This is a genomic window from Amycolatopsis sp. NPDC058278 (assembly GCF_042881395.1).
Classification (GTDB): Bacteria; Actinomycetota; Actinomycetes; order Mycobacteriales; family Pseudonocardiaceae; genus Amycolatopsis.
On sequence record NZ_JBHVXZ010000012.1, the window covers coordinates 17,316 to 34,508 of the forward strand.

The 17,193-nt window shown below is 71.0% G+C and carries 20 protein-coding genes; 10 read left to right on the top strand and 10 right to left on the bottom strand.

Features of this window, described 5'->3' with window-relative positions:
* The first annotated feature begins 21 nt into the window (after positions 1-21).
* From ACFVYA_RS08405 to ACFVYA_RS08415, 3 genes are all read left to right on the top strand, one after another.
* The gene (locus ACFVYA_RS08405; protein ID WP_285987534.1) at positions 22-735 is read left to right on the top strand and encodes an ABC transporter ATP-binding protein; all 714 of its coding nucleotides are present in this window, start codon (positions 22-24) and stop codon (positions 733-735) included.
* Positions 732-1,466 (top strand): ABC transporter permease, encoded by a 735-nt coding sequence (locus ACFVYA_RS08410; RefSeq protein WP_285987533.1) that lies wholly within the window; start codon positions 732-734, stop codon positions 1,464-1,466. The genes ACFVYA_RS08405 and ACFVYA_RS08410 overlap by 4 nt, the downstream gene beginning before the upstream one ends.
* Before the next feature lie 100 nt (positions 1,467-1,566).
* Entirely contained in the window at positions 1,567-1,968 is a 402-nt protein-coding gene (locus ACFVYA_RS08415; RefSeq protein ID WP_285987532.1) for an SCO5389 family protein, read from the top strand.
* Positions 1,969-2,082: 114 nt separating this feature from the next.
* On the opposite strand, the gene ACFVYA_RS08420 is transcribed toward ACFVYA_RS08415, so the two are convergent.
* The 3 genes from ACFVYA_RS08420 to ACFVYA_RS08430 are packed head-to-tail and all read right to left on the bottom strand — an operon-like array spanning position 2,083 to position 3,844.
* Positions 2,083-2,577, bottom strand: coding sequence for a protein phosphatase (locus ACFVYA_RS08420; RefSeq protein WP_285987530.1), 495 nt, complete (start codon positions 2,575-2,577; stop codon positions 2,083-2,085).
* A 53-nt stretch (positions 2,578-2,630) separates the two neighbouring features.
* Complete coding sequence (locus ACFVYA_RS08425; RefSeq protein ID WP_086853103.1) at positions 2,631-2,786, bottom strand: hypothetical protein; 156 nt, start codon at positions 2,784-2,786, stop codon at positions 2,631-2,633.
* Positions 2,786-3,844, bottom strand: a complete 1,059-nt coding sequence (locus ACFVYA_RS08430) for a class E sortase (protein ID WP_387043840.1) — start codon at positions 3,842-3,844, stop codon at positions 2,786-2,788. Before ACFVYA_RS08430 ends, ACFVYA_RS08425 begins: the two co-directional genes overlap by 1 nt.
* A gap of 240 nt (positions 3,845-4,084) precedes the next feature.
* Between ACFVYA_RS08430 and crgA the strand changes: the two genes are divergently transcribed.
* Together crgA and ACFVYA_RS08440 are read left to right on the top strand one after the other, a co-directional pair.
* A complete protein-coding gene (crgA, locus tag ACFVYA_RS08435; protein ID WP_285987528.1) occupies positions 4,085-4,351 on the top strand; it encodes a cell division protein CrgA in 267 nt (88 codons plus the stop codon).
* A 70-nt stretch (positions 4,352-4,421) separates the two neighbouring features.
* The gene (locus tag ACFVYA_RS08440; protein WP_387043717.1) at positions 4,422-4,835 is read left to right on the top strand and encodes a PH domain-containing protein; all 414 of its coding nucleotides are present in this window, start codon (positions 4,422-4,424) and stop codon (positions 4,833-4,835) included.
* Here ACFVYA_RS08440 and ACFVYA_RS08445 read toward each other — a convergent pair.
* Together ACFVYA_RS08445 and ACFVYA_RS08450 are read right to left on the bottom strand one after the other, a co-directional pair.
* Entirely contained in the window at positions 4,832-5,791 is a 960-nt protein-coding gene (locus ACFVYA_RS08445; RefSeq protein WP_387043719.1) for a rhomboid family intramembrane serine protease, read from the bottom strand. The genes ACFVYA_RS08440 and ACFVYA_RS08445 overlap by 4 nt on opposite strands.
* A gap of 31 nt (positions 5,792-5,822) precedes the next feature.
* Positions 5,823-6,347 carry a peptidylprolyl isomerase gene (locus ACFVYA_RS08450; protein ID WP_387043721.1) on the bottom strand — a complete coding sequence of 175 codons (525 nt, stop codon included), beginning with the start codon at positions 6,345-6,347 and terminating at the stop codon, positions 5,823-5,825.
* Positions 6,348-6,502: 155 nt separating this feature from the next.
* On the opposite strand from ACFVYA_RS08450, the gene ACFVYA_RS08455 reads away from it, so the two are divergent.
* Positions 6,503-7,039 (top strand): hypothetical protein, encoded by a 537-nt coding sequence (locus tag ACFVYA_RS08455; protein WP_285987524.1) that lies wholly within the window; start codon positions 6,503-6,505, stop codon positions 7,037-7,039.
* Positions 7,040-7,134: 95 nt separating this feature from the next.
* On the opposite strand, the gene ACFVYA_RS08460 is transcribed toward ACFVYA_RS08455, so the two are convergent.
* Both ACFVYA_RS08460 and ACFVYA_RS08465 read right to left on the bottom strand, forming a co-directional pair.
* Complete coding sequence (locus ACFVYA_RS08460; protein WP_285987523.1) at positions 7,135-7,587, bottom strand: DUF6918 family protein; 453 nt, start codon at positions 7,585-7,587, stop codon at positions 7,135-7,137.
* 146 nt (positions 7,588-7,733) lie between these two features.
* The gene (locus tag ACFVYA_RS08465) at positions 7,734-8,267 is read right to left on the bottom strand and encodes a DUF2020 domain-containing protein (protein ID WP_285987522.1); all 534 of its coding nucleotides are present in this window, start codon (positions 8,265-8,267) and stop codon (positions 7,734-7,736) included.
* 82 nt (positions 8,268-8,349) lie between these two features.
* Here ACFVYA_RS08465 and ACFVYA_RS08470 point away from each other — a divergent pair, with 82 nt between their 5' ends.
* Genes ACFVYA_RS08470 through ACFVYA_RS08480 form a run of 3 tightly spaced genes read left to right on the top strand, consistent with a single transcriptional unit; the run spans position 8,350 to position 11,094 of the window.
* Positions 8,350-9,000, top strand: coding sequence for a hypothetical protein (locus tag ACFVYA_RS08470; protein ID WP_285987521.1), 651 nt, complete (start codon positions 8,350-8,352; stop codon positions 8,998-9,000).
* A gap of 1 nt (position 9,001) precedes the next feature.
* The gene (locus ACFVYA_RS08475; RefSeq protein ID WP_387043723.1) at positions 9,002-9,640 is read left to right on the top strand and encodes a pyridoxal 5'-phosphate synthase; all 639 of its coding nucleotides are present in this window, start codon (positions 9,002-9,004) and stop codon (positions 9,638-9,640) included.
* A gap of 56 nt (positions 9,641-9,696) precedes the next feature.
* On the top strand, positions 9,697-11,094 hold the full coding sequence (locus tag ACFVYA_RS08480) for an alpha/beta fold hydrolase (protein ID WP_387043725.1): 1,398 nt from the start codon (positions 9,697-9,699) through the stop codon (positions 11,092-11,094).
* Here ACFVYA_RS08480 and ACFVYA_RS08485 read toward each other — a convergent pair.
* Positions 11,072-12,292, bottom strand: coding sequence for a cytochrome P450 (locus ACFVYA_RS08485; protein WP_387043727.1), 1,221 nt, complete (start codon positions 12,290-12,292; stop codon positions 11,072-11,074). The genes ACFVYA_RS08480 and ACFVYA_RS08485 overlap by 23 nt on opposite strands.
* Before the next feature lie 100 nt (positions 12,293-12,392).
* Here ACFVYA_RS08485 and ACFVYA_RS08490 point away from each other — a divergent pair, with 100 nt between their 5' ends.
* A complete protein-coding gene (locus tag ACFVYA_RS08490) occupies positions 12,393-15,497 on the top strand; it encodes a BTAD domain-containing putative transcriptional regulator (RefSeq protein ID WP_387043729.1) in 3,105 nt (1,034 codons plus the stop codon).
* Here ACFVYA_RS08490 and ACFVYA_RS08495 read toward each other — a convergent pair.
* The gene (locus ACFVYA_RS08495) at positions 15,481-16,224 is read right to left on the bottom strand and encodes an ABC transporter permease (RefSeq protein WP_387043731.1); all 744 of its coding nucleotides are present in this window, start codon (positions 16,222-16,224) and stop codon (positions 15,481-15,483) included. The genes ACFVYA_RS08490 and ACFVYA_RS08495 overlap by 17 nt on opposite strands.
* Positions 16,221-17,156 carry an ATP-binding cassette domain-containing protein gene (locus tag ACFVYA_RS08500; protein WP_387043733.1) on the bottom strand — a complete coding sequence of 312 codons (936 nt, stop codon included), beginning with the start codon at positions 17,154-17,156 and terminating at the stop codon, positions 16,221-16,223. The genes ACFVYA_RS08495 and ACFVYA_RS08500 overlap by 4 nt, the downstream gene beginning before the upstream one ends.
* Positions 17,157-17,193 lie beyond the last annotated feature (37 nt).

Genomic DNA, 17,193 nt, shown 5'->3' on the forward strand with positions numbered 1-17,193 from the left:
CCGGTTCGTAGGTTCGGAGCCATGCCACTCATCGAAGTCACCGACCTCCGCAAGCGCTACGGCACCCGGGTCGCGGTCGACGGCGTTTCGTTCACCGTCGAGCGCGGCGAAATCTTCGGCATCCTCGGCACCAACGGCGCCGGGAAGACCACCACCGTCGAATGCCTCCAGGGCCTCCGCCAAGCCGACGGCGGCACGATCTCCGTCCTCGGGCTCGACCCGGCGACCGAACACGCGGCGCTGACCCGCCGCGTCGGCGTCCAGCTGCAGGAGAGCCGGCTGCCCGCGAAACTGCGGGTGCGCGAAGCCCTGGAGCTGTTCGCGTCCTTCTACCCGCAGCCGGCCGACATCGACGTCCTGCTCGACCAGCTGGACCTGCGCGACCACGCCCGCAGCTTCTTCGGGAAGCTGTCCGGCGGCCAGAAGCAGCGCGTTTCGATCGCGCTGGCGCTGGTCGGCCGGCCCGAGCTGGCGATCCTCGACGAGCTGACCACCGGGCTCGACCCGCACGCCCGCCGCGAAACCTGGCGGCTCGTCGAAGGCGTCCGCGCCACCGGCGTCACGGTCCTGCTCGTCACCCACTTCATGGACGAAGCCGAACGGCTCTGCGACCGCGTCGCGATCTTCGACGCCGGGCGCGTCGTCGCCACCGGCACCCCGACCGAGCTCCGCGCCGCGGCCGGAGCATCCACTTTGGACGACGCGTTCGTCTCGCTGACCAGGAGCGCCCGATGAGCACCTTCACCAAGATCACCGCCACCGAAACGAAACTCTTCCTCCGCTCACCGCTCACGGCGGTGGTGGGCCTTCTGCTGCCGTCCGGTCTCCTGCTGGGCATCGGTGCCATCCCCGGCATGACGAAACCCAGCGAGGCGGCCGGTGGGTACCGGTTCATCGACGCCTGGGTGCCATCGCTGATCGTCGTCACCCTCGCGGCGCTCGCGCTGCAGTCGATCCCGGGCGCCATCGCGACCTACCGCGAGCAGGGCGTGCTGCGGCGCCTGGCCACGACGCCGGCGCACCCGGCGAACCTGCTGGGCGCTCAGCTGCTGATCCACGTGGTGGTCGCGCTGGCAGGCATCGGACTCGTCCTCGGCCTGGCCGACGCGGTCTACGACGTCCCGATGCCGAAGCACCCGCTGGTCTTCCTCCTGACACTCGTGCTCGGGGTCGTCTCGATGTTCGCGCTGGGCCTGATCACCGCCTCGATCGCCCGCACGGCCAAGAGCGCGGGCGGGCTCGCGATGGTCTCGTTCGTGCCGATCATGTTCTTCGGCGGCGTCTACCTGCCGAGGCCGCTGCTGCCGGAGGTCCTGCGCCGGATCGGCGACTACGTCCCGCCGGGCTCGCAGGCGCTGCAGGACGCCTGGGTCGGCACCGGCGTGCAGCCGCTGCAGCTGGTCGTGCTGGCCGGCTTCGCCGTGTTCGGCACGGCACTGGCGGCCAAGCTCTTCCGCTGGGAGTGACGACCGCCTCCGCCAAAGTGGTGATGATCATCGTTTTCTCTTGTGGCGGGGCGACCCGGCCGGTAGCCAAGAGGGTGGCCCTGCTCAAACTGGAGGTTCGATGTCCCTGGACGTGTCACCCGCGTTGCTGGAGAAGGCCGAGCGCGGGGAGGTCACCGACGCCGAGTTCGTCACCTGCGTCAAGGAATCCCTGCCGTACGCCTGGGAGGTCATCACCGGCGTCATCGCCGACGCCGAGGGCGCCGCGGACGGCTTCGCCGACAACGAGACGCCGCCGCCGAGTGAGGCCGCCCGCGGGCAGCTGCTGCGGGCACTGGCTTCGGACGCGATCCGCGGCGGCCTCGAGCGGCACTTCGGCGTCAAGCTGGCGTTCCAGAACTGCCACCGGGTCGCCGTGTTCAAGAAGTCCGAAGACGGCACAGTGGACGGCGACCGCTACCGCGCGTTCGTCTCGCCGCGCGGCCAGCTGCTCAACCAGAGCCCGGAACTGCGGGACTGCTAGCCCGCAGCTCAGGCAGCCCTCCGGCGTACCCGACGCTTCCACGAGCACCGGCACGTGGGCGACGCCGGTGCGCCGGAGGTTCGTTCCCGGGCCTCCGCTGGGCACCGCCGAACCTCAAGCGTCCAGCCCGGCGAGCAGGCGCGCGGTCGGCAGCCCGGTTTCGAGGTATTGGACGAAGAGCTCGTTGCTCAACGCCCACGGTGAGCGCCGTTGCCGGACCCGCTCGATCGCGGCCGGCACGCCGAGCCCGAGTTCGACGAGCGTCTGCGCGACGACGAGGCCGGACCGGTTGAGCCCGGCGTGGCAGCGCACCAGCGTCCGCCGGCCCGCGCGGACCGCCTCGGCCGCCAGCCCGGCGAACCGCTCGACGTCGGCGAGCTGGGCCTCGGTCAGCGGCCCGTCGGGCATCTCGGCGAAGTGGTGCTCGATGTCCAGCGACGGTCCGTGGCCCTCGCGCTCGTAGAGGCTCAGCACGAGGTCGAACTCGCGCCGCACGACGACCGGCTCCGCGCCCGCGCGAAAGTGCCCGCCCATCCACAGCCACGGCCCGACCTCGTTCCACGGGTCTTCCGGCGGCCGGTTGGACCGGTCCTTCTGACGTGTTTTCACGGCGGCCCCTCTCCCGGAAGGGGCAACGGACCGCCCGCCCGGCGAGTTCCGGCTCAGTTGACCGCGACCTCGTTGAACCACAGCCGCGGCTCCAGCCACGGGAACACCACGAACATCAGCAGCGCGATCACGCCGAGCACCAGCACGACCGAGATCGTCAGCTTCGCCGCGAACGGACCGGGGAGCTTCCGCCAGATCCAGGCGTACATCAGGCCTCCCCGATCTTCGAAAGCAGGTCGCCGTAGTTCTTGACCTGGCTCTTCGGCACCTGCTGGGTCAGCACCGAGGTGATGATGAGCCGCTCCTTGGCCGAGAACTGCGGGTGGCAGGTGGTGAGCGTGAGCAGCGCGGCCTGCTGTGCCTTCGGCAGCACTTCGGCGGCCTTGTACGGGACCGGGTTCACCGCGGTGCCCTGGCTGGGCAGCACGACCTTGCGGCCGAAGGTCTCGCTGTAGGCGCCGCCGTCCTCGGCGTTCTGGTCACGCAGGGTGGAGACGCCCTTGCACTTCGGGTCGGCGCCCTTGCCGCCGGCCCAGTCCTTCATCTCGTCGTCGTAGGGCAGGACCTTGTAGATGAAGAAGTCGGCGGAGGTCTCGATCACGATCTGGTCACAAGAGGAGAGGTTGTCCAGGTCGTTGAACGGGGCGCCCTTGCCGACCCGGTGGCCGGCCACCGCGAAGTTGCCGGGCTCGCCGGGCAGCGCCGTGCCCTTGTAGTGCCCGGGGCCGACTTCGAGGGCCGCGTCGTCCGTGCCCTCCTGGATGGTGAAGTTGTAGTCGACGCCGAAGGTGGGGATGTGGATGCGCGCGAACGCCTTGCCGTCGATCAGCTCGGGGTGCAGCGTGCGGTCGTGCGCCCACTCGCCGTCGAGCTGGTCGCTCGCCTCGGACTGCTTGCCCGCCGAGAAGAGGTCGGTCACGTACAGCTCGTAGACCATGAACAGCAGCACGACCAGGCCCAGCGTGATGAGGATTTCACCGGCCGTCCGGATCGCGACGCCGCCTTTGCCGAGCTCGGCCGGGGCGGGCTTCTCCTCGGTCGCCGTGCCACCCTTCCCGACCGGGGCGAAGATGACGGTCTCTTCGTTCGCGCCGGGCGGCGGGGTCGGGCCGGTGTAGCGGCGGGGCGGCGGGCCCTGCGGACGCCGGGGTGGCTGGCCCTGGGGGCCGCGCCGGGGCGTGCGGGGTGGCACCTGGCCGCGCGGGGGCGTGGCGGGACGGCCCGGTGACGGCGGCTGGCGCGGGGGCACGGGCTCGCGCGGCGGCATGGGCTGTCCGGGGTATCTGCGCCGGTCGTCGTCCGGTCCTTCGCGCGTAGCCACGCAAGCTCCTCTCAACCCGCGTCGAACCCTGGGTGACGCCCTTGTCACGGTCCGGGAAATCCGACCACTCCTGGCCGCTGCTTTCCTGCGGTCGTTTACGTTAACGTGTGCACGTGGCGCCGGTTGCGCACCCTCAGCGGGACATCGCCACCAGACGAGCCCGAAGAGCACCGCGAGGAACACACGATGCCCAAGTCCAAGGTCCGCAAGAAGACCGCATACACCCCGCCTGCCGACCGGCGCACGCCGGTGAAGGTGCGGGCCGCCGGCCCGACCGGCCTGGCCTGGAAGATCCCGATGTTCGGGTTCATGCTGCTCGGCCTGGTGTGGCTGCTGGTGAACTACATCGCCGGGGACAAGATCTCCTGGATGGCCGATCTGGGCAACTGGAACTTCGCCGGCGGGTTCGCGCTGATGATCGCCGGCCTGCTCATGACCATGCGCTGGCGCTGATTATTACTCCGATCAGCGGCTTGACGTCGAATTACAGCGGTGTGACTCATCCCCAGTGTGGATAACCCCTGTGGATAACTACCCCACCTCCTGGGCGCCTCGTCAGGCCGTTGTGGTATCGGCCTGGGCGGTCACCGCGTTGCTGCTGGCCGGCGTGGTGACCGACGCGCTGACCGGCGACCGCGGCGGGCTGGTGCTGTTCGCACTGGCGGCCGTCGCCGTCGGCGCGTTCGCCGCCCACGCCACGGTCGTCCGCCCCCGGCTGGCCGCCGACGCCGAGGGCCTGGTGGCCCGGACGCTGGGCGGCACGCACCGGCTGCCGTGGGCCCAGACGCGCACGCGGCTGCGCACCACCAGACGACTCGGCCGCGACGGCGTCACGCTCGAGGTCGAGCACGAAGACGAGCTGTACGTCTTCGGGTGGCTCGACCTCGGCGAGGATCCCCGCGATGTCCTGGACGTCCTGAGCACGCTGCGGAGCTAGGCGCAGACGTAGTACCGGCCGAACGGGAACTGGATGAACTGGCAGCTCTCGGCCGGGAACTGCGAGCCCCGGTAGACGATCAGGCCGATGATCGCGACGGTGACGATCGCGATGCCGATCGCCTGCCAGCGCACCTGGCCGATCTCCGGGGCGTAGAGCAGCGCGACGGTGACCAGTGCCCCGGTCACCAGGCCGCCGGCGTGGGCCCAGATCGAGATGCCCGGGATGCCGAAGGTGATGAACGCGTTCAGCGCGAGCGTGATGATCAGGCCGGTGGGGTTGAGCCGCAGCTTCAGCACGGTGACCGCGTAGGCGCCCATCAGGCCGAACAGCGCGCCGGAGGCGCCCGCCGTGCCGGGGTACCCGCCGGGGTTGCCGAACAGCAGCACCGCCGCCGACGCGCCGAGCATGGAGACGAAGTAGAGCGCCAGGTAGCGGCCGCGGCCGCAGACCTGCTCCAGCGAGCGGCCCATCATCCACAACGAGAACATGTTGACCGCGATGTGGATGGGTCCGTAGTGCAGGAACCCGTTGGTCAGGATGCGCCACCACTCGCCGTGGCCGAGGGTCGCATCGCCGTAGAGGGCGCCGTGCTGGAAGGCCGAAGACAGGTCGTTGTCGTTCAGGCTGCCCGCCTGGACGACCGTGAGCAGGAAGACCAGGACGTTCACCGCGAGGATGACCTGGGTGACGAGCACCGACTGGGACAGCCGCGCGCCGAATACGGTGCGCTGGCCGAAGCCGGCCTCCTGGTACCCGCGGTGCTGACGGCGCTGCTCCTGGCCGCCGGAGTGCACGCAGTCGGTGCACTGGAAGCCGACGGGGGCTTCGCGGAGGCAGTCCGGGCACGCCGGACGCCCGCACCGGGAACAGCTCAGTCCGGTCGGGCGGTTGGGGTGCCACCAGCACCCGGGGAGCGCGGCTTGTTCGGCGGCGGGGTTCGGCGGTTGGTTCACGATGCGACCAACCTACCGAAACCCGGTCCGCTCAGCCTTCGTGGTCGATCGTGACCTTCTCGATGACGATGTCGGTCAGCGGGCGGTCCGCCGGGCCGGTCGACGTCCGCGCGATCGCGTCGACGACGTTGCGCGACTCCTGGTCGGCCACCTCGCCGAAGATCGTGTGCCGGAAGTTGAGGTGCGTGGTCGGCGCGACGGTGATGAAGAACTGCGAGCCGTTCGTGCCGGGCCCCGCGTTGGCCATCGCCAGCAGGTACGGCTTGCTGAACTGCAGCTCGGGGTGGAATTCGTCGCCGAACTTGTAGCCGGGGCCGCCGCGGCCGGTGCCGGTCGGGTCGCCGCCCTGGAGCATGAAGCCGTCGATGACCCGGTGGAAGATCGACCCGTCGTAGAACGGGCCGGAGTTCGTCCCCGACGCGTTCGGCTGGGTGTACTCCTTCGTGCCCTCCGCGAGCCCGACGAAGTTCGCGACCGTCTTCGGCGCGTGGTCCGGGAGCAGGTTCAGGTGGATGTCGCCCTGGTTGGTGTGCAGCGTAGCTTTCACGTACTTCATCGTGCCATCTACCGCCGCTTTGGGGGGTCCGGGGGGCCGCCCCCGGCTGGGGTCTGGGGTTTGACCCCAGAAGGACAGAGCGGGCGGCGCAGAAAAGGGGCACGATAGGTTACGGGTAACAGTGCAGTGTCAAAACGAATGATGAGGTGAAGCCCATGTCTCGGGCGACAGCCCAGGCCGTCGAGACCGCCGACAAACTCGTCACCGAGGGTGTCAAGCAGGGGCGGCGCGCGCAGAAGAAGCTCGCGAAGAAGACGGAACTGACCCGCAAGGAGCTCAAGAAGAGCTCGAAGGCCGCTCGCCAGGAGGCGCTCGCGCGCCTGTCCGAGCTGCGCAAGCCGGGTCGCAAGGCGAAGAAGGCCGCCATCAAGGCCGCGAAGGCGGCCGGCGAGTCGAAGCGCCGCGGCAAGAAGGACTTCAAGGCGGCGAAGAAGGACTTCTACGCCGCTCTGTCCGAGGCCAAGTCGGCCGCCAAGGGCACCCGCAGCCGGCGCAAGTGGCCGTGGCTGCTGGGCCTGGTCGTGGTCGGCGCGGGCGCCGCCTACGCACTGCGGTCGAAGCAGGAGCCGCCGGTCGCCCCGGCGCCGCCGAAGGCCACCCCGCCTGCGCCGAAGCCCGCCGAAGCGGCGAAGCCGACCCCGCAGGCGAACGGCAAGGCGCCGTCCGCGGCGCCCGCCGAAAAGAAGAACTGAACAAGACGCGAAGAGGCCCCCGGGGGTGCAGCCGGGGGCCTCTTCAGTCTTGCGATGACTCAGTCTTGCGGTGACTCAGTCGTGCCGTAGTTCGATCAGACGGCAGCGGCGTGCTTGTCGATCAGCTGGCCGAGACGCGGCAGCGCCTCCTCGACGTTCTTCTTGCCGTTCGGGCGCAGCTTGCCGTAGACCTTCTTGATGCTGTCGCGGTTGCTCTTCTCCGCGCGCGAGTCGGTGACGCTCAGCAGCGCGTCGGAAGCCTCATCCGAACGGCTGGACAGGTAGGCGCCGAAGTCGTTGCCGCCCTTGGCGCGGTAGTCGCCGTAGAACGGCTCGAGCGCGGAGGCGAAGTCCGGCAGCAGCGTGTCGACGGCCGAGGGGATGATGCCCGGCTTGATCTTCTTGACCGCGGCGAAGCCGGTCTTCACGACGGCACCCGAAACGCCGCCCTTGTCGGAGACCTCGGCGTCGACGAGGGTCTCGAAGTCGGAGACGACAGCCGGGCGACGGCCGGAGTCGAGCAGGATTTCCTTGAGGGTGTCAGCCACGAATCTTGTCCTTTGTCGTTGCAGAGTTGGTGCCCCGCCCCGGGGTGGGGGTCCCCGGTGGCTGCGGTGCGCGAGTCCACGAAGCCTGCGCGTGACGCACAGGGTAATACAAGATCAACATCACTCACCCGTGTGGAGGCCGCTACCTAGAGCTTCAGGGCAGCGATAGCCTTCTTGACCACTGTGCGTGCCTTGACGCTCTGCTTCTGGTTCGTGGACGCGATGACCGCCGCCGACCCCTTCGCGACCGCGTAGACGGCACCGTCGTCGGTCGACAAATAGCCCCCCTTCCAGCCGGAAGGGTCGCTGGCCGGGTTGGACGAGTCGAGCGGCGCCGCTTTGTTGACCAGCGCCGTCGCCGTTTTCGCGTCCCCGACGTACACACGGACGGTGAGCTGGATCTTCCCGTCCGGGCGGTAGAAGAAGCACGCCGGGTGCGGCTGGTCGGCGGACACGCGGACCTTCGACACGTGCTGGCCGTTCGACTCGGCCACGAATTCGCTGCCGAGGTACGGGCAGTCCTCCGTCGCGCCCGGCTGGGGGTCCGGGGGCAGGCTGCCGGCGTTGCTCGAGTCCGGGGACGCCGAGGGCGGGCTGGGCGTCGCGGTGCCGGTCACGATGGTGGCGCTGCAGCCGGCCAGCAGGGCCACGGCGGGCGCGAGAAGTACGAGTCGTCGCATAGCGCGGACAGTCAACCACGAAGCATGTGTGAAACCCGCTGGCTGACGTCGCCGTGACCACCGGGCGTGCGACGATGTCCACGTGCTCACCCCCGAGCAGTACCTCGGCGCGATGGCCGAGCGCATCCACCGGGCCGGTGGCCGGCTGAACTCCGTGCAGATCGGGCCCGCCACGGCCGTCGTCGGGCTGTTCACCGAACAGGTGCTGCTCACGACGATGAACTACTGCGTGATCGCCGCCGCCGTTCCCGAGGTCAGCGCCGCGGCGCTGTACGACTTCACCGGCCGCGCGACGCAGCACGCCCGCGCGAACCTGTCCGGCACCATGGGCTGGACGGCGGGGTCCGTCGTGATCGCCGGGCTCGTCGGCGGCCGCGTGTACCCGGACGCCGCGCAGGCCGCGTCGGCGAAGTCGGGCAACCAGTTCGGCGGCGAGACGCGGATGGTCGCGGTGGACCTCTCCGCCGGGCAGCTGTACGCGTTCGTCGGCGGCAAGCTCTGGGGCGCGGCGATGCAGGGCTCGGTCAACGCCAAGCTGACGTACTGCTTCCCGCAGCCCGCCGAGGTCTACCAGCAGGTCCAGTGGCAGCAGGCGCAGCAGCACCCGCAACACCCGATGCCGGCGCCGGCGCCGCAGGTGCCGCCCCCGCCGTACGCCGGGCCGGCCGGCCCGCAGCCGCCGGTCTACCCACCGCCGGGGCACGCGCCCCAGCAGGGTCCGTACGGTTACTGACATGGTGCAGTTGCGCGGCTGGCCGTCGTTCCCCGGAGAACTCCCGGTGTTCACGCCCGAAACGGCACCACCGGACCCGCAGGCGTTGTTCCTCGAGTGGCTGACCGAAGCCGGCGAGCACGTGCTGGCGCCGCACGCCGTCACGTTGTCCACAGTGGATGCCGATGGCGCGCCCGACGCGCGCGTGGTCATCCTCAAGGACGTCGGCGCGGGCGGCTGGGCGGTCGCGACCAGTTCGGAAAGCCCGAAGGGCATCCAGCTGCGCAAGGACCCGCGCGCGGCGTTGACGTTCTTCTGGCCCGGCCGCGGCCGGCAGGTCCGGTTGCGCGGCCCGGTCTCCCCCGCCGCCCCCGAGGTGTCGGCGGCGGACTTCCTCGCCCGGCCGCCGGCGTCCCGCGTCGAGGCGTTCATCGGGCACCAGTCCCAGGTGCTGCACGATCCGGCGGACCTCGAGGTGGCGGCCGCGGAAGCGCAGCGCTGGGTCGAGGAGAACCCGGACGAGGCCCCGGAAACGTGGACGCGGTACCTGGTGGATCCGGAGGAAGTCGAGTTCTGGCAGGCCAGTCACGACCGGCGGCACGTGCGGCTGCGGTACCGGAAGTCCGGCGACGGCTGGGTCCGCGAGCGCCTCTGGCCGTGACGGCCGCCCCGTTCGGGGGTATGCGGGTTCCGCGCCGGTGTGCGCATGATGCACCCATGCGCTCGAAGATGCTGACCGCCGGGCTGGTCCTGGCGCTGACCGCCGCACTCGGGGGTGTGGCCGCGGCCGACGCGCGTCCTGGGGGACGACCGACGCTGGCGGATCCGCACCCGTGTCCCGGACAGCCGGGCTTCACGTGCTCGACCCTGACCGTCCCGCTCGACCACACCGGCCGCGTGCCGGGCACGCTCGCGCTGCCCGTGGCGACCGCGGACAACGCGGCCGCGCCCAAGGGCGTCCTGCTGTTCCTCACCGGCGGCCCCGGGCAGGGCGGCGTCGGCACCATCACCCGGATCGCCAAGCAGCGGCTGCCGGAAGTCGCGCGGGACTACCGGATCGTCATGCTCGACCAGCGCGGCACCGGGCCGTCCGGGGCGTTGCGGTGTCCCGGCCTGCAGGCGGAGATGGGCAGTTCGGACATCGCGACCCCGTCGGACGGCGCGGTGAAGGAGTGCGCGCGCATCCTCGGCGACACGGCACCGCTGTATTCGACCGACCAGAGCGTGGCGGACTTCGACCGGCTCCGGCAGGCACTGGGCGTGCCGAAGCTGGTCGTCGACGGCGTCTCGTACGGCTCCTTCACCGCGGCCCGGTACGCGATCGCGCACCCGGACCACGTCAGCAAGGTGATCCTCGACTCGGTGTTGCCGCACCACGCGACGGCGTCGGCTTCGCTGTACCTGACGGGGCTGACGGCGGAGGCGCGCGTGCTGCGCGCGGCGTGCGCGGTGGCTCCGGCCTGCGGTTACGACCCGGCCGAGGACCTGGCGTGGGTGGTCCGCCACCGCGGCACGGCGGACGGGGTGCGGATCTTCGACACGGTGGTGTCGTACGAATTCGCCGACCCGACGTACCGCGACCCGGCGGCGGGCGACGTCATCGGCGCCCTCCACGAAGCCCGCGGCGGCGCCCCCGCCCGCCTCGACGGTCTCTTGGAGGCCTACCGGTCCGGCGGCGACGACCCGGCAGCGTTCAGCGCCGGCCTCCACGCGGCAACGCTGTGCGCGGACGGGCGTTTCCCGTGGGGCACCGCGGCGACACCGCTCGCGCTCCGCCGCCCGCTGCTGTCGCTGGCCGCCCACGCGCTGCCGGAGTCGGCGACCTGGCCGTACACGACCGGCGTCGCGACGCAGCAGGGGTTCATCCAGAGCTGCCTCCCGTGGCCGGCGGAACGCCCGGCGTCGAACCCGGCTGGGCCGTTGCCGGACGTCCCGGTGCTGCTGCTCAACGGCGACCGGGACCTGTCGACGCCGCTGGAGTGGGCGCGCGAGGAAGCGAACCGGGCTCCGCGCGGCGAGCTGGTGATCGTGCCGGGCGAGTCGCACTCGATCCAGAACCGCGAGCGCGGCCACGCGGGGCGGGACGCGGTGCTCAGCTTCCTGCGGTCCACGTGACCGGCAGCTCGTGGACGCCGTAGATGTTCATGTCCGTCCGCAGCTTCACCTCCTCGGCCGGGACAGCCAGCGCCAGGGTCGGGAAGCGGCGCAGCAGCCCTTCGAAGCCGGCGCGCATCTCGATGCGGGCCAGCTGCTGGCCGAGGCACTGGTGGACGCCGTGGCCGAAGGACAGCAGGCCGCGGGCGTTGCGGTGGATGTCCAGCGTGTCCGGGTTTTCGAAGCGCCGGGGGTCGTGGTTGGCCGCCAGCAGCGAGACGACGACCGTCGAGCCCTCGGGGATCGTTTCGCCGCCGAGCTCGAGGTCCTCCGTGGCGTAGCGGAAGAAGATGTCGGCCACGGACAGGTAGCGCAGCAGTTCTTCCACCGCGCCGGGCAGCAGTTCCGCGTCGGCGTGCAGTTCGGCGCGCTGCTCAGGGTGCTGCAGCAGCGCGAACGTGCCCAGGGACAGCATGTTGGCCGTCGTCTCGTGGCCCGCGAGCAGCAGCAGGAACGCCGCGCCGGTCAGCTCCTCGATGGTCAGGTCGTCGTGGCGGGCCAGGTCGGACAGGATGTCCTCGCCGGGGTCGGCGCGCTTGCTCGTGACCAGGTCGGACAGGTACGTGTTCAGCGCGATGTACGCGCCCATCTTCTCCTCGAGCGTCTGCTCCCGGACCATGAACTGGGCCGAGTTCGCCTGGAAGGTCTCCCGGTCCGCGTAGGGCACGCCGAGCAGCTCGCAGATCACCAGCGAGGGCACCGGGAGCGCGAACTCCTTGACCAGGTCGACCGGCGGGGCCAGCCGCGCCAGGTGGTCCAGCTGCCGCTCGACGACGTCGGCGATGTGCTCCTCCAGCTGCTTCATCCGCTTGACGGTGAAGGCGCCGGTGAGCTTGCGGCGCAGCCGGCTGTGGTCCGGCGGGTCCATCGCGATGAACATGCCCGGCAGCTGCGGCGACGGCTCGGTGGCGGCGGGCATGCCCGTCTCGTACGGCACGTGGATGACGTCGAGGTCCAGGCGGGAGCTGAACCGCGTGTCGGCCATCATCTGCCGGACCTCTTCGTAGCCGCTGACGAGCCAGCCCTCGTGCCCGTCGGGGAACACCAGCGGGCTGACCGGGCGGGCGTCGCGCAGCCGGGTGAGCGCGCTCGGCGGGTCGAAGGGCCCCGCGTCGCGGTCCATGGGGAGTCCGTGCGGGACGTCGGCCGTCTGGCTCATCGGTGTTCCTTTCGTGGTGGTGTGCCGACGACGATCGCCGAGCGGGCTGACACGGGCCTGACACGCCTCGGACACCGCCGCCCGTGGCAAGATCGGCCGCGTGCAGATCGGGATCCTGGGGCCCTTCGAAGTGCGCACGGCCGACGGCGTGCTCGCCGACGTGCCCGGCGCCCGTCTGCGGGGGCTCTTGGTCGCGCTCGCGCTCGAGCCGGGCCAGGTGGTCCCGAAGGGGACGCTCGTCGACTGGATCTGGGGTGAGCACCCGCCCGCCGAAGCGCCGAACGCCCTGCAGCGCCTGGTCTCCCGGCTGCGCAAGGCACTGCCCGAGGGGTCGGTCGACGGCCGGCCGACCGGCTACCGGCTGGTCGTGGCCCCCGACGACGTCGACGCCGTGCGCTTCGAACGCCTCGTCGGCCAGGCTCGGCAGGAAGACGATCCGCGACGGCTGCGCGAGGCACTCGCCCTCTGGCGCGGTCCGGCCATGCAGGACGTCGAACTGCCGGAAAGCGCGGCGTTCGAAGCCGCGGTCACCCGGCTCGAAGGGTTGCGCCTGGCCGCCTTGGAAGACCGGTTCGACGCGGAGGTCCGGCTCGGTCACGGCGCGGAACTGGTCACCGAGCTGACCGACCTGGTCGCCGCGCACCCGATGCGGGAACGGCTCGTCGCCGCGTTGATGCGCGCGCTCGTCGCGACCGGCCGCGACACCGAAGCGCTGCTTGTGTACGAGCGCACGCGGGAAACCCTGGCCGATTCCCTCGGCGTCGACCCGTCTCCGGAGCTGTCCGAGGTGCACGTCGCGCTGCTGCGCGGCGAGCTGGGCCGGCGGGAAGAGACCCGGAAGACGAACCTGCGGGCCGAGCTGACCAGCTACGTCGGCAAGGACGCCGACGTCACCGCGGTCCGCGAGCTCATCGCCGACCACCGGCTCACCACGCTGATCGGGCCGGGCGGTTCGGGGAAGACCAGGCAGGCCACGGAAACCGCGCGCACGCTGCTCGGCGACCTGCCGGACGGCGCGTGGCTGGTCGAGCTGGCCGGGATCGGCGCCGGCGACGACGTGGCCCAGGCGACGCTCGGCGCGCTGAAGCTGCGGGACTCGCTCGTCGGCGAGGCACCGGACGCCGAGCCGACGGACCGGGTCATCGCCGCCCTGCGGGACCGTTCGATGCTGCTGATCCTGGACAACTGCGAGCACGTCATCGAGTCCGCGGCGGCGTTCGCGCACCGGGTGCTCGGGGAGTGCCGGCGGCTGCGGATCCTGGCGACGAGCCGGGAACCGCTCGGCATCACCGGGGAGGCGCTGTGGCAGGTCGCGCCCCTGGTCGTGCCCGCGGAGAACGCGGATCCCGCCGAAATCGAGGCCGCGCCGGCCGTCCGGCTGCTGCGGGACCGGGCCGGCGCGGTGCGCAAGGACCTCGCGGTGGACGTTCGCACCCTCGCGCGCGTCTGTCGTGCGCTGGACGGGATGCCGCTGGCCATCGAGCTCGCCGCGGCACGCCTGCGCACGATGTCGCTCGACCAGCTCGCGCACCGGCTCGACGACCGGTTCCGCCTGCTCACCGGCGGCAGCCGGACCGCGCTCCCGCGGCACCGGACGCTGCGCGCGGTGATCGACTGGAGCTGGGAACTGCTCTCCGAGGCCGAACGCGTCGTGCTGCGCCGGCTTTCGGTGTTCTCCGGCGGGGCGAGCTGGGAAGCGGCCGAGCGGGTCTGCGGCGACGACTCGGCCGACGTGCTCGACCTGCTGACCTCGTTGACCGAGAAGTCACTGGTCGTCGTCGTCGACGAGCGCTACCGCATGCTCGGGACCATCAAGGAGTACGCCGAGCAGCGGCTCGCGGAGGCGGGCGAGGCCGACGTCACCCGGCACACGCATCTCGCGTACTTCACGGAACTCGCCGAGACGGCGGAGCCACACCTGCGCCGCGCCGAACAGCTGACGTGGCTCGCCGTGCTGGAGGCCGAGCACGACAACATCACCGCGGCGATGCGCGGAGCACTCGCGGCGGGCGAAGCGGCCGAGGCGATGCGGCTCGCGGCGACCGCCGGCTGGTACTGGTGGCTCGCCGGGCACCGGGCGGAGGGCAACGAGCTGGTCATGGCGGCCACGGCCGTGCCCGGCGAAGTGCCGGACGAGATCCGCGGCGTGGTCTACACGTTCGTCGTCCAATTCGTGACGTCCGGGCAGCAGAGCGACGAATACCGCGCGGAAGACTGGATCCGCAAGGCGTACGAGATCAGCCTGAAGGTCGAAAACCCACGGCTGGCGTTGCGCTTCGCCGGCGCCCTGGAGCGGCTGCTGCACGGGCCGGACGCGGCGCTGTCGGCGTTCGAACCGCTGCTCGCCGACGAGGACCCGTGGGTGCGCGCGGTGGCCCGGCTCCAGCTGGGCAAGATGCGCATCCAGTTCGGCCACGGCGACCAGGCCGCGGACGCCCTCCTCGAGACGGCGGTCGCCGAGTTCCGCGCGCTCGGCGAGCGGTGGGGCACGTCGTTCGCCCTGACCGAGCTGGCGGATCGCATCGCCGTGCGCGGCGAGTTCGCCGAAGCGTGCGAGTACTACGAGCAGGCCGTCGAGGTCGTGACCGAGGTCGGCGCCATCGAGGACGTCGTCCGGATGCGGTCGCGGCAGGCCCAGCTGTACTGGCTGCTGGACGACGAGAAGGCGAGCGCGGCCGCGTTGGCCGGAGCCCAGCTGGCCGCGGAGCGCGTGGCGTGGCCGAACGCGCTGGCCGAGCTGGCGCTGGCCAAAGCCGAGCTCGCACGCTGGAGCGGCGACACCGCCCAGGCGCGTCGCCAGCTCGACGTCGCGACGACGATGATGGGCGACGACGCCCAGCGCGCGAACGTCCAGGCAGTGGTCCAGGACCTGCTCGGTTACCTGGCCGAGGACCTCGGCGAAGCCCGTGCGCACCGAGCGGCGGCGTTCGACGCGGCGACCGAGACGGGACACCCGCTGACGATCGCGCAGGTCCTCGTCGGCGTCGCGGACCTGGCGCTGCGCACCGGCCAGGACGAGCAGGCCGCGCGGTTGATCGGGGCGAGCGCGGGCGTCCGGGGCCTGCCGGACCGGTCGCACCCGGACGTCGCCCGGATCGAGGAAACCGCCCGACGTCACCTCGGTGACGTCGGGTTCACCGAGGCGACGCGGGCGGGCGCGGAAGCGAGCTGGCCGGAGCTGGCCGCGGTCACGCTCGCTTCTTGAAGGTGGCGGACGCCCACAGGTAGCCGACGACGGCGATCCCGGCGCACCACGCGAGGGCGGCGATCAGGGTGCCGGTGGCCGGCGTCCCGTTGAGCAGCCCGCGCAGGGTTTCGATGATCGGCGTGAACGGCTGGTACTCCGCGAACTGCTTGAGGCCGGGCCCCATTTTTTCGGCAGGCACGATCGCGCTGCTGAAGAAGGGGAGCATGACCAGCGGCACCGAAGCCAGGCCCGCCGTTTCCGGCGTCTTCGCCGCCAGGCCCAGTGCGATCGTGAGCCAGCCGGTCGCGAACCCGAGGAGCACGACGACACCGAAGGCGGCGAGCCAGTCGAACAAGCTCGCCGCTGGGTGGAATCCCAGCAGGAAGGCCACCCCGAGGAGAGCCGCGATGGCGATCAGGTTGGTCAGCACGCTGGCGACGACGTGCCCGGTCAGCACCGCGCCGCGGGAGACGTCCATGACCTTGAACCGGTTGATGATGCCCTTGGTCATGTCGGAGTTCACGGCGATCGCGGTGGCGCCCAGCCCGTAGCAAACGGCCAGCAGCATCAACCCCGGCGTTGCGTAGTCGACGTAGTTCACGCCGACGCTGAAGGCGTCCCCGAACATGTAGACGAACATCAGCATGATCACGACCGGCATCAGGATCGCGTTGAAGATCGACATCGGATTCCGGGCGATGTGCTTGAAGTTTCGGCGCAGCATCACCATCGAGTGGGACTTCATTTCGCGGGAACCTCCGTGGCGTGGCCCGTCAGGGCGAGGAAGACGTCGTCGAGATCGGGGGTGTGGACGGAGAGTTCTTCGGCGCTGAGCGCGTATTCGTCGAGTCTGTCCAAAAGGGACCGGAGCGATTTCGTGCCGCCGTCGCTGGGCACGCGCAGGGCCATGGCCTCGTCGTCCCGGCTGGCGTCGGTGAGGATCCGCGCGGCCGCGTCGAGCTCGCCGAGGGTCGTGAACCGAAGCCGGACGTGGGTGCCGGGAATCCGGCGCTTCAGTTCGGCGGCCGTGCCCTGCGCGACCAGGCGGCCCTGATCGAGCACGGCGATCCGGTCGGCGAGCTGATCGGCCTCTTCGAGGTACTGGGTGGTGAGGAAGACGGTCACCCCGTCGGCGACGAGATCGCGGATGATGGTCCACATGGTCCGGCGGCTGCGCGGATCGAGACCGGTCGTCGGCTCGTCGAGGAAGATGACCCGCGGCCGGCCGACGAGCGTCATGGCGAGGTCGAGCTTCCGGCGCATCCCCCCGGAGTAGGTCGACGCGGGCTTGCGCGCCGCCTCGGTGAGGTCGAATCGCTCCAGCAGCTCGGCGACGGTTTTCTTGCCCCCACCGCCCCGGCTCAGGTCCACCATCAGCTGCAGGTTTTCCTGCCCGGTGAGCAGTTCATCAACGGCGGCGAACTGCCCGGTGACGCCGATCGCCGCCCGCACGGCCTTGGCCTCGGTGGCAACATCGTGCCCGCCGACACGAGCCGTGCCGCCGTCGGCCTTCGTCAGCGTGGTGAGGACGTTGACGGCCGTGGTCTTGCCGGCCCCGTTCGGGCCGAGCAGGGAGAAGATCGTGCCCGCCTCGACTTCGAGGTCCACGCCGTCGAGGACGGTTTTGTCTTGGTAGGCCTTCCGCAGTCCGGAGGCCGTGATCGCCAGGTCTGTCATGAGAGCCACTGTCGAGGGACGGCCTGACACGGCCCTG

Bases quoted from the DNA above. Each gene is read 5' to 3' on its own strand.
- ACFVYA_RS08495 (WP_387043731.1), bottom strand. From the start codon at position 16,224: ATGAAGTCCCACTCGATGGTGATGCTGCGCCGAAACTTCAAGCACATC.
- ACFVYA_RS08475 (WP_387043723.1), top strand. From the start codon at position 9,002: ATGGTGCAGTTGCGCGGCTGGCCGTCGTTCCCCGGAGAACTCCCGGTG.
- ACFVYA_RS08405 (WP_285987534.1), top strand. From the start codon at position 22: ATGCCACTCATCGAAGTCACCGACCTCCGCAAGCGCTACGGCACCCGG.
- ACFVYA_RS08480 (WP_387043725.1), top strand. From the start codon at position 9,697: ATGCGCTCGAAGATGCTGACCGCCGGGCTGGTCCTGGCGCTGACCGCC.
- ACFVYA_RS08415 (WP_285987532.1), top strand. From the start codon at position 1,567: ATGTCCCTGGACGTGTCACCCGCGTTGCTGGAGAAGGCCGAGCGCGGG.
- ACFVYA_RS08500 (WP_387043733.1), bottom strand. From the start codon at position 17,156: ATGACAGACCTGGCGATCACGGCCTCCGGACTGCGGAAGGCCTACCAA.
- ACFVYA_RS08410 (WP_285987533.1), top strand. From the start codon at position 732: ATGAGCACCTTCACCAAGATCACCGCCACCGAAACGAAACTCTTCCTC.
- ACFVYA_RS08455 (WP_285987524.1), top strand. From the start codon at position 6,503: ATGTCTCGGGCGACAGCCCAGGCCGTCGAGACCGCCGACAAACTCGTC.
- ACFVYA_RS08485 (WP_387043727.1), bottom strand. From the start codon at position 12,292: ATGAGCCAGACGGCCGACGTCCCGCACGGACTCCCCATGGACCGCGAC.
- ACFVYA_RS08465 (WP_285987522.1), bottom strand. From the start codon at position 8,267: ATGCGACGACTCGTACTTCTCGCGCCCGCCGTGGCCCTGCTGGCCGGC.
- ACFVYA_RS08430 (WP_387043840.1), bottom strand. From the start codon at position 3,844: ATGCCGCCGCGCGAGCCCGTGCCCCCGCGCCAGCCGCCGTCACCGGGC.
- ACFVYA_RS08425 (WP_086853103.1), bottom strand. From the start codon at position 2,786: ATGTACGCCTGGATCTGGCGGAAGCTCCCCGGTCCGTTCGCGGCGAAG.
- ACFVYA_RS08450 (WP_387043721.1), bottom strand. From the start codon at position 6,347: ATGAAGTACGTGAAAGCTACGCTGCACACCAACCAGGGCGACATCCAC.
- crgA (WP_285987528.1), top strand. From the start codon at position 4,085: ATGCCCAAGTCCAAGGTCCGCAAGAAGACCGCATACACCCCGCCTGCC.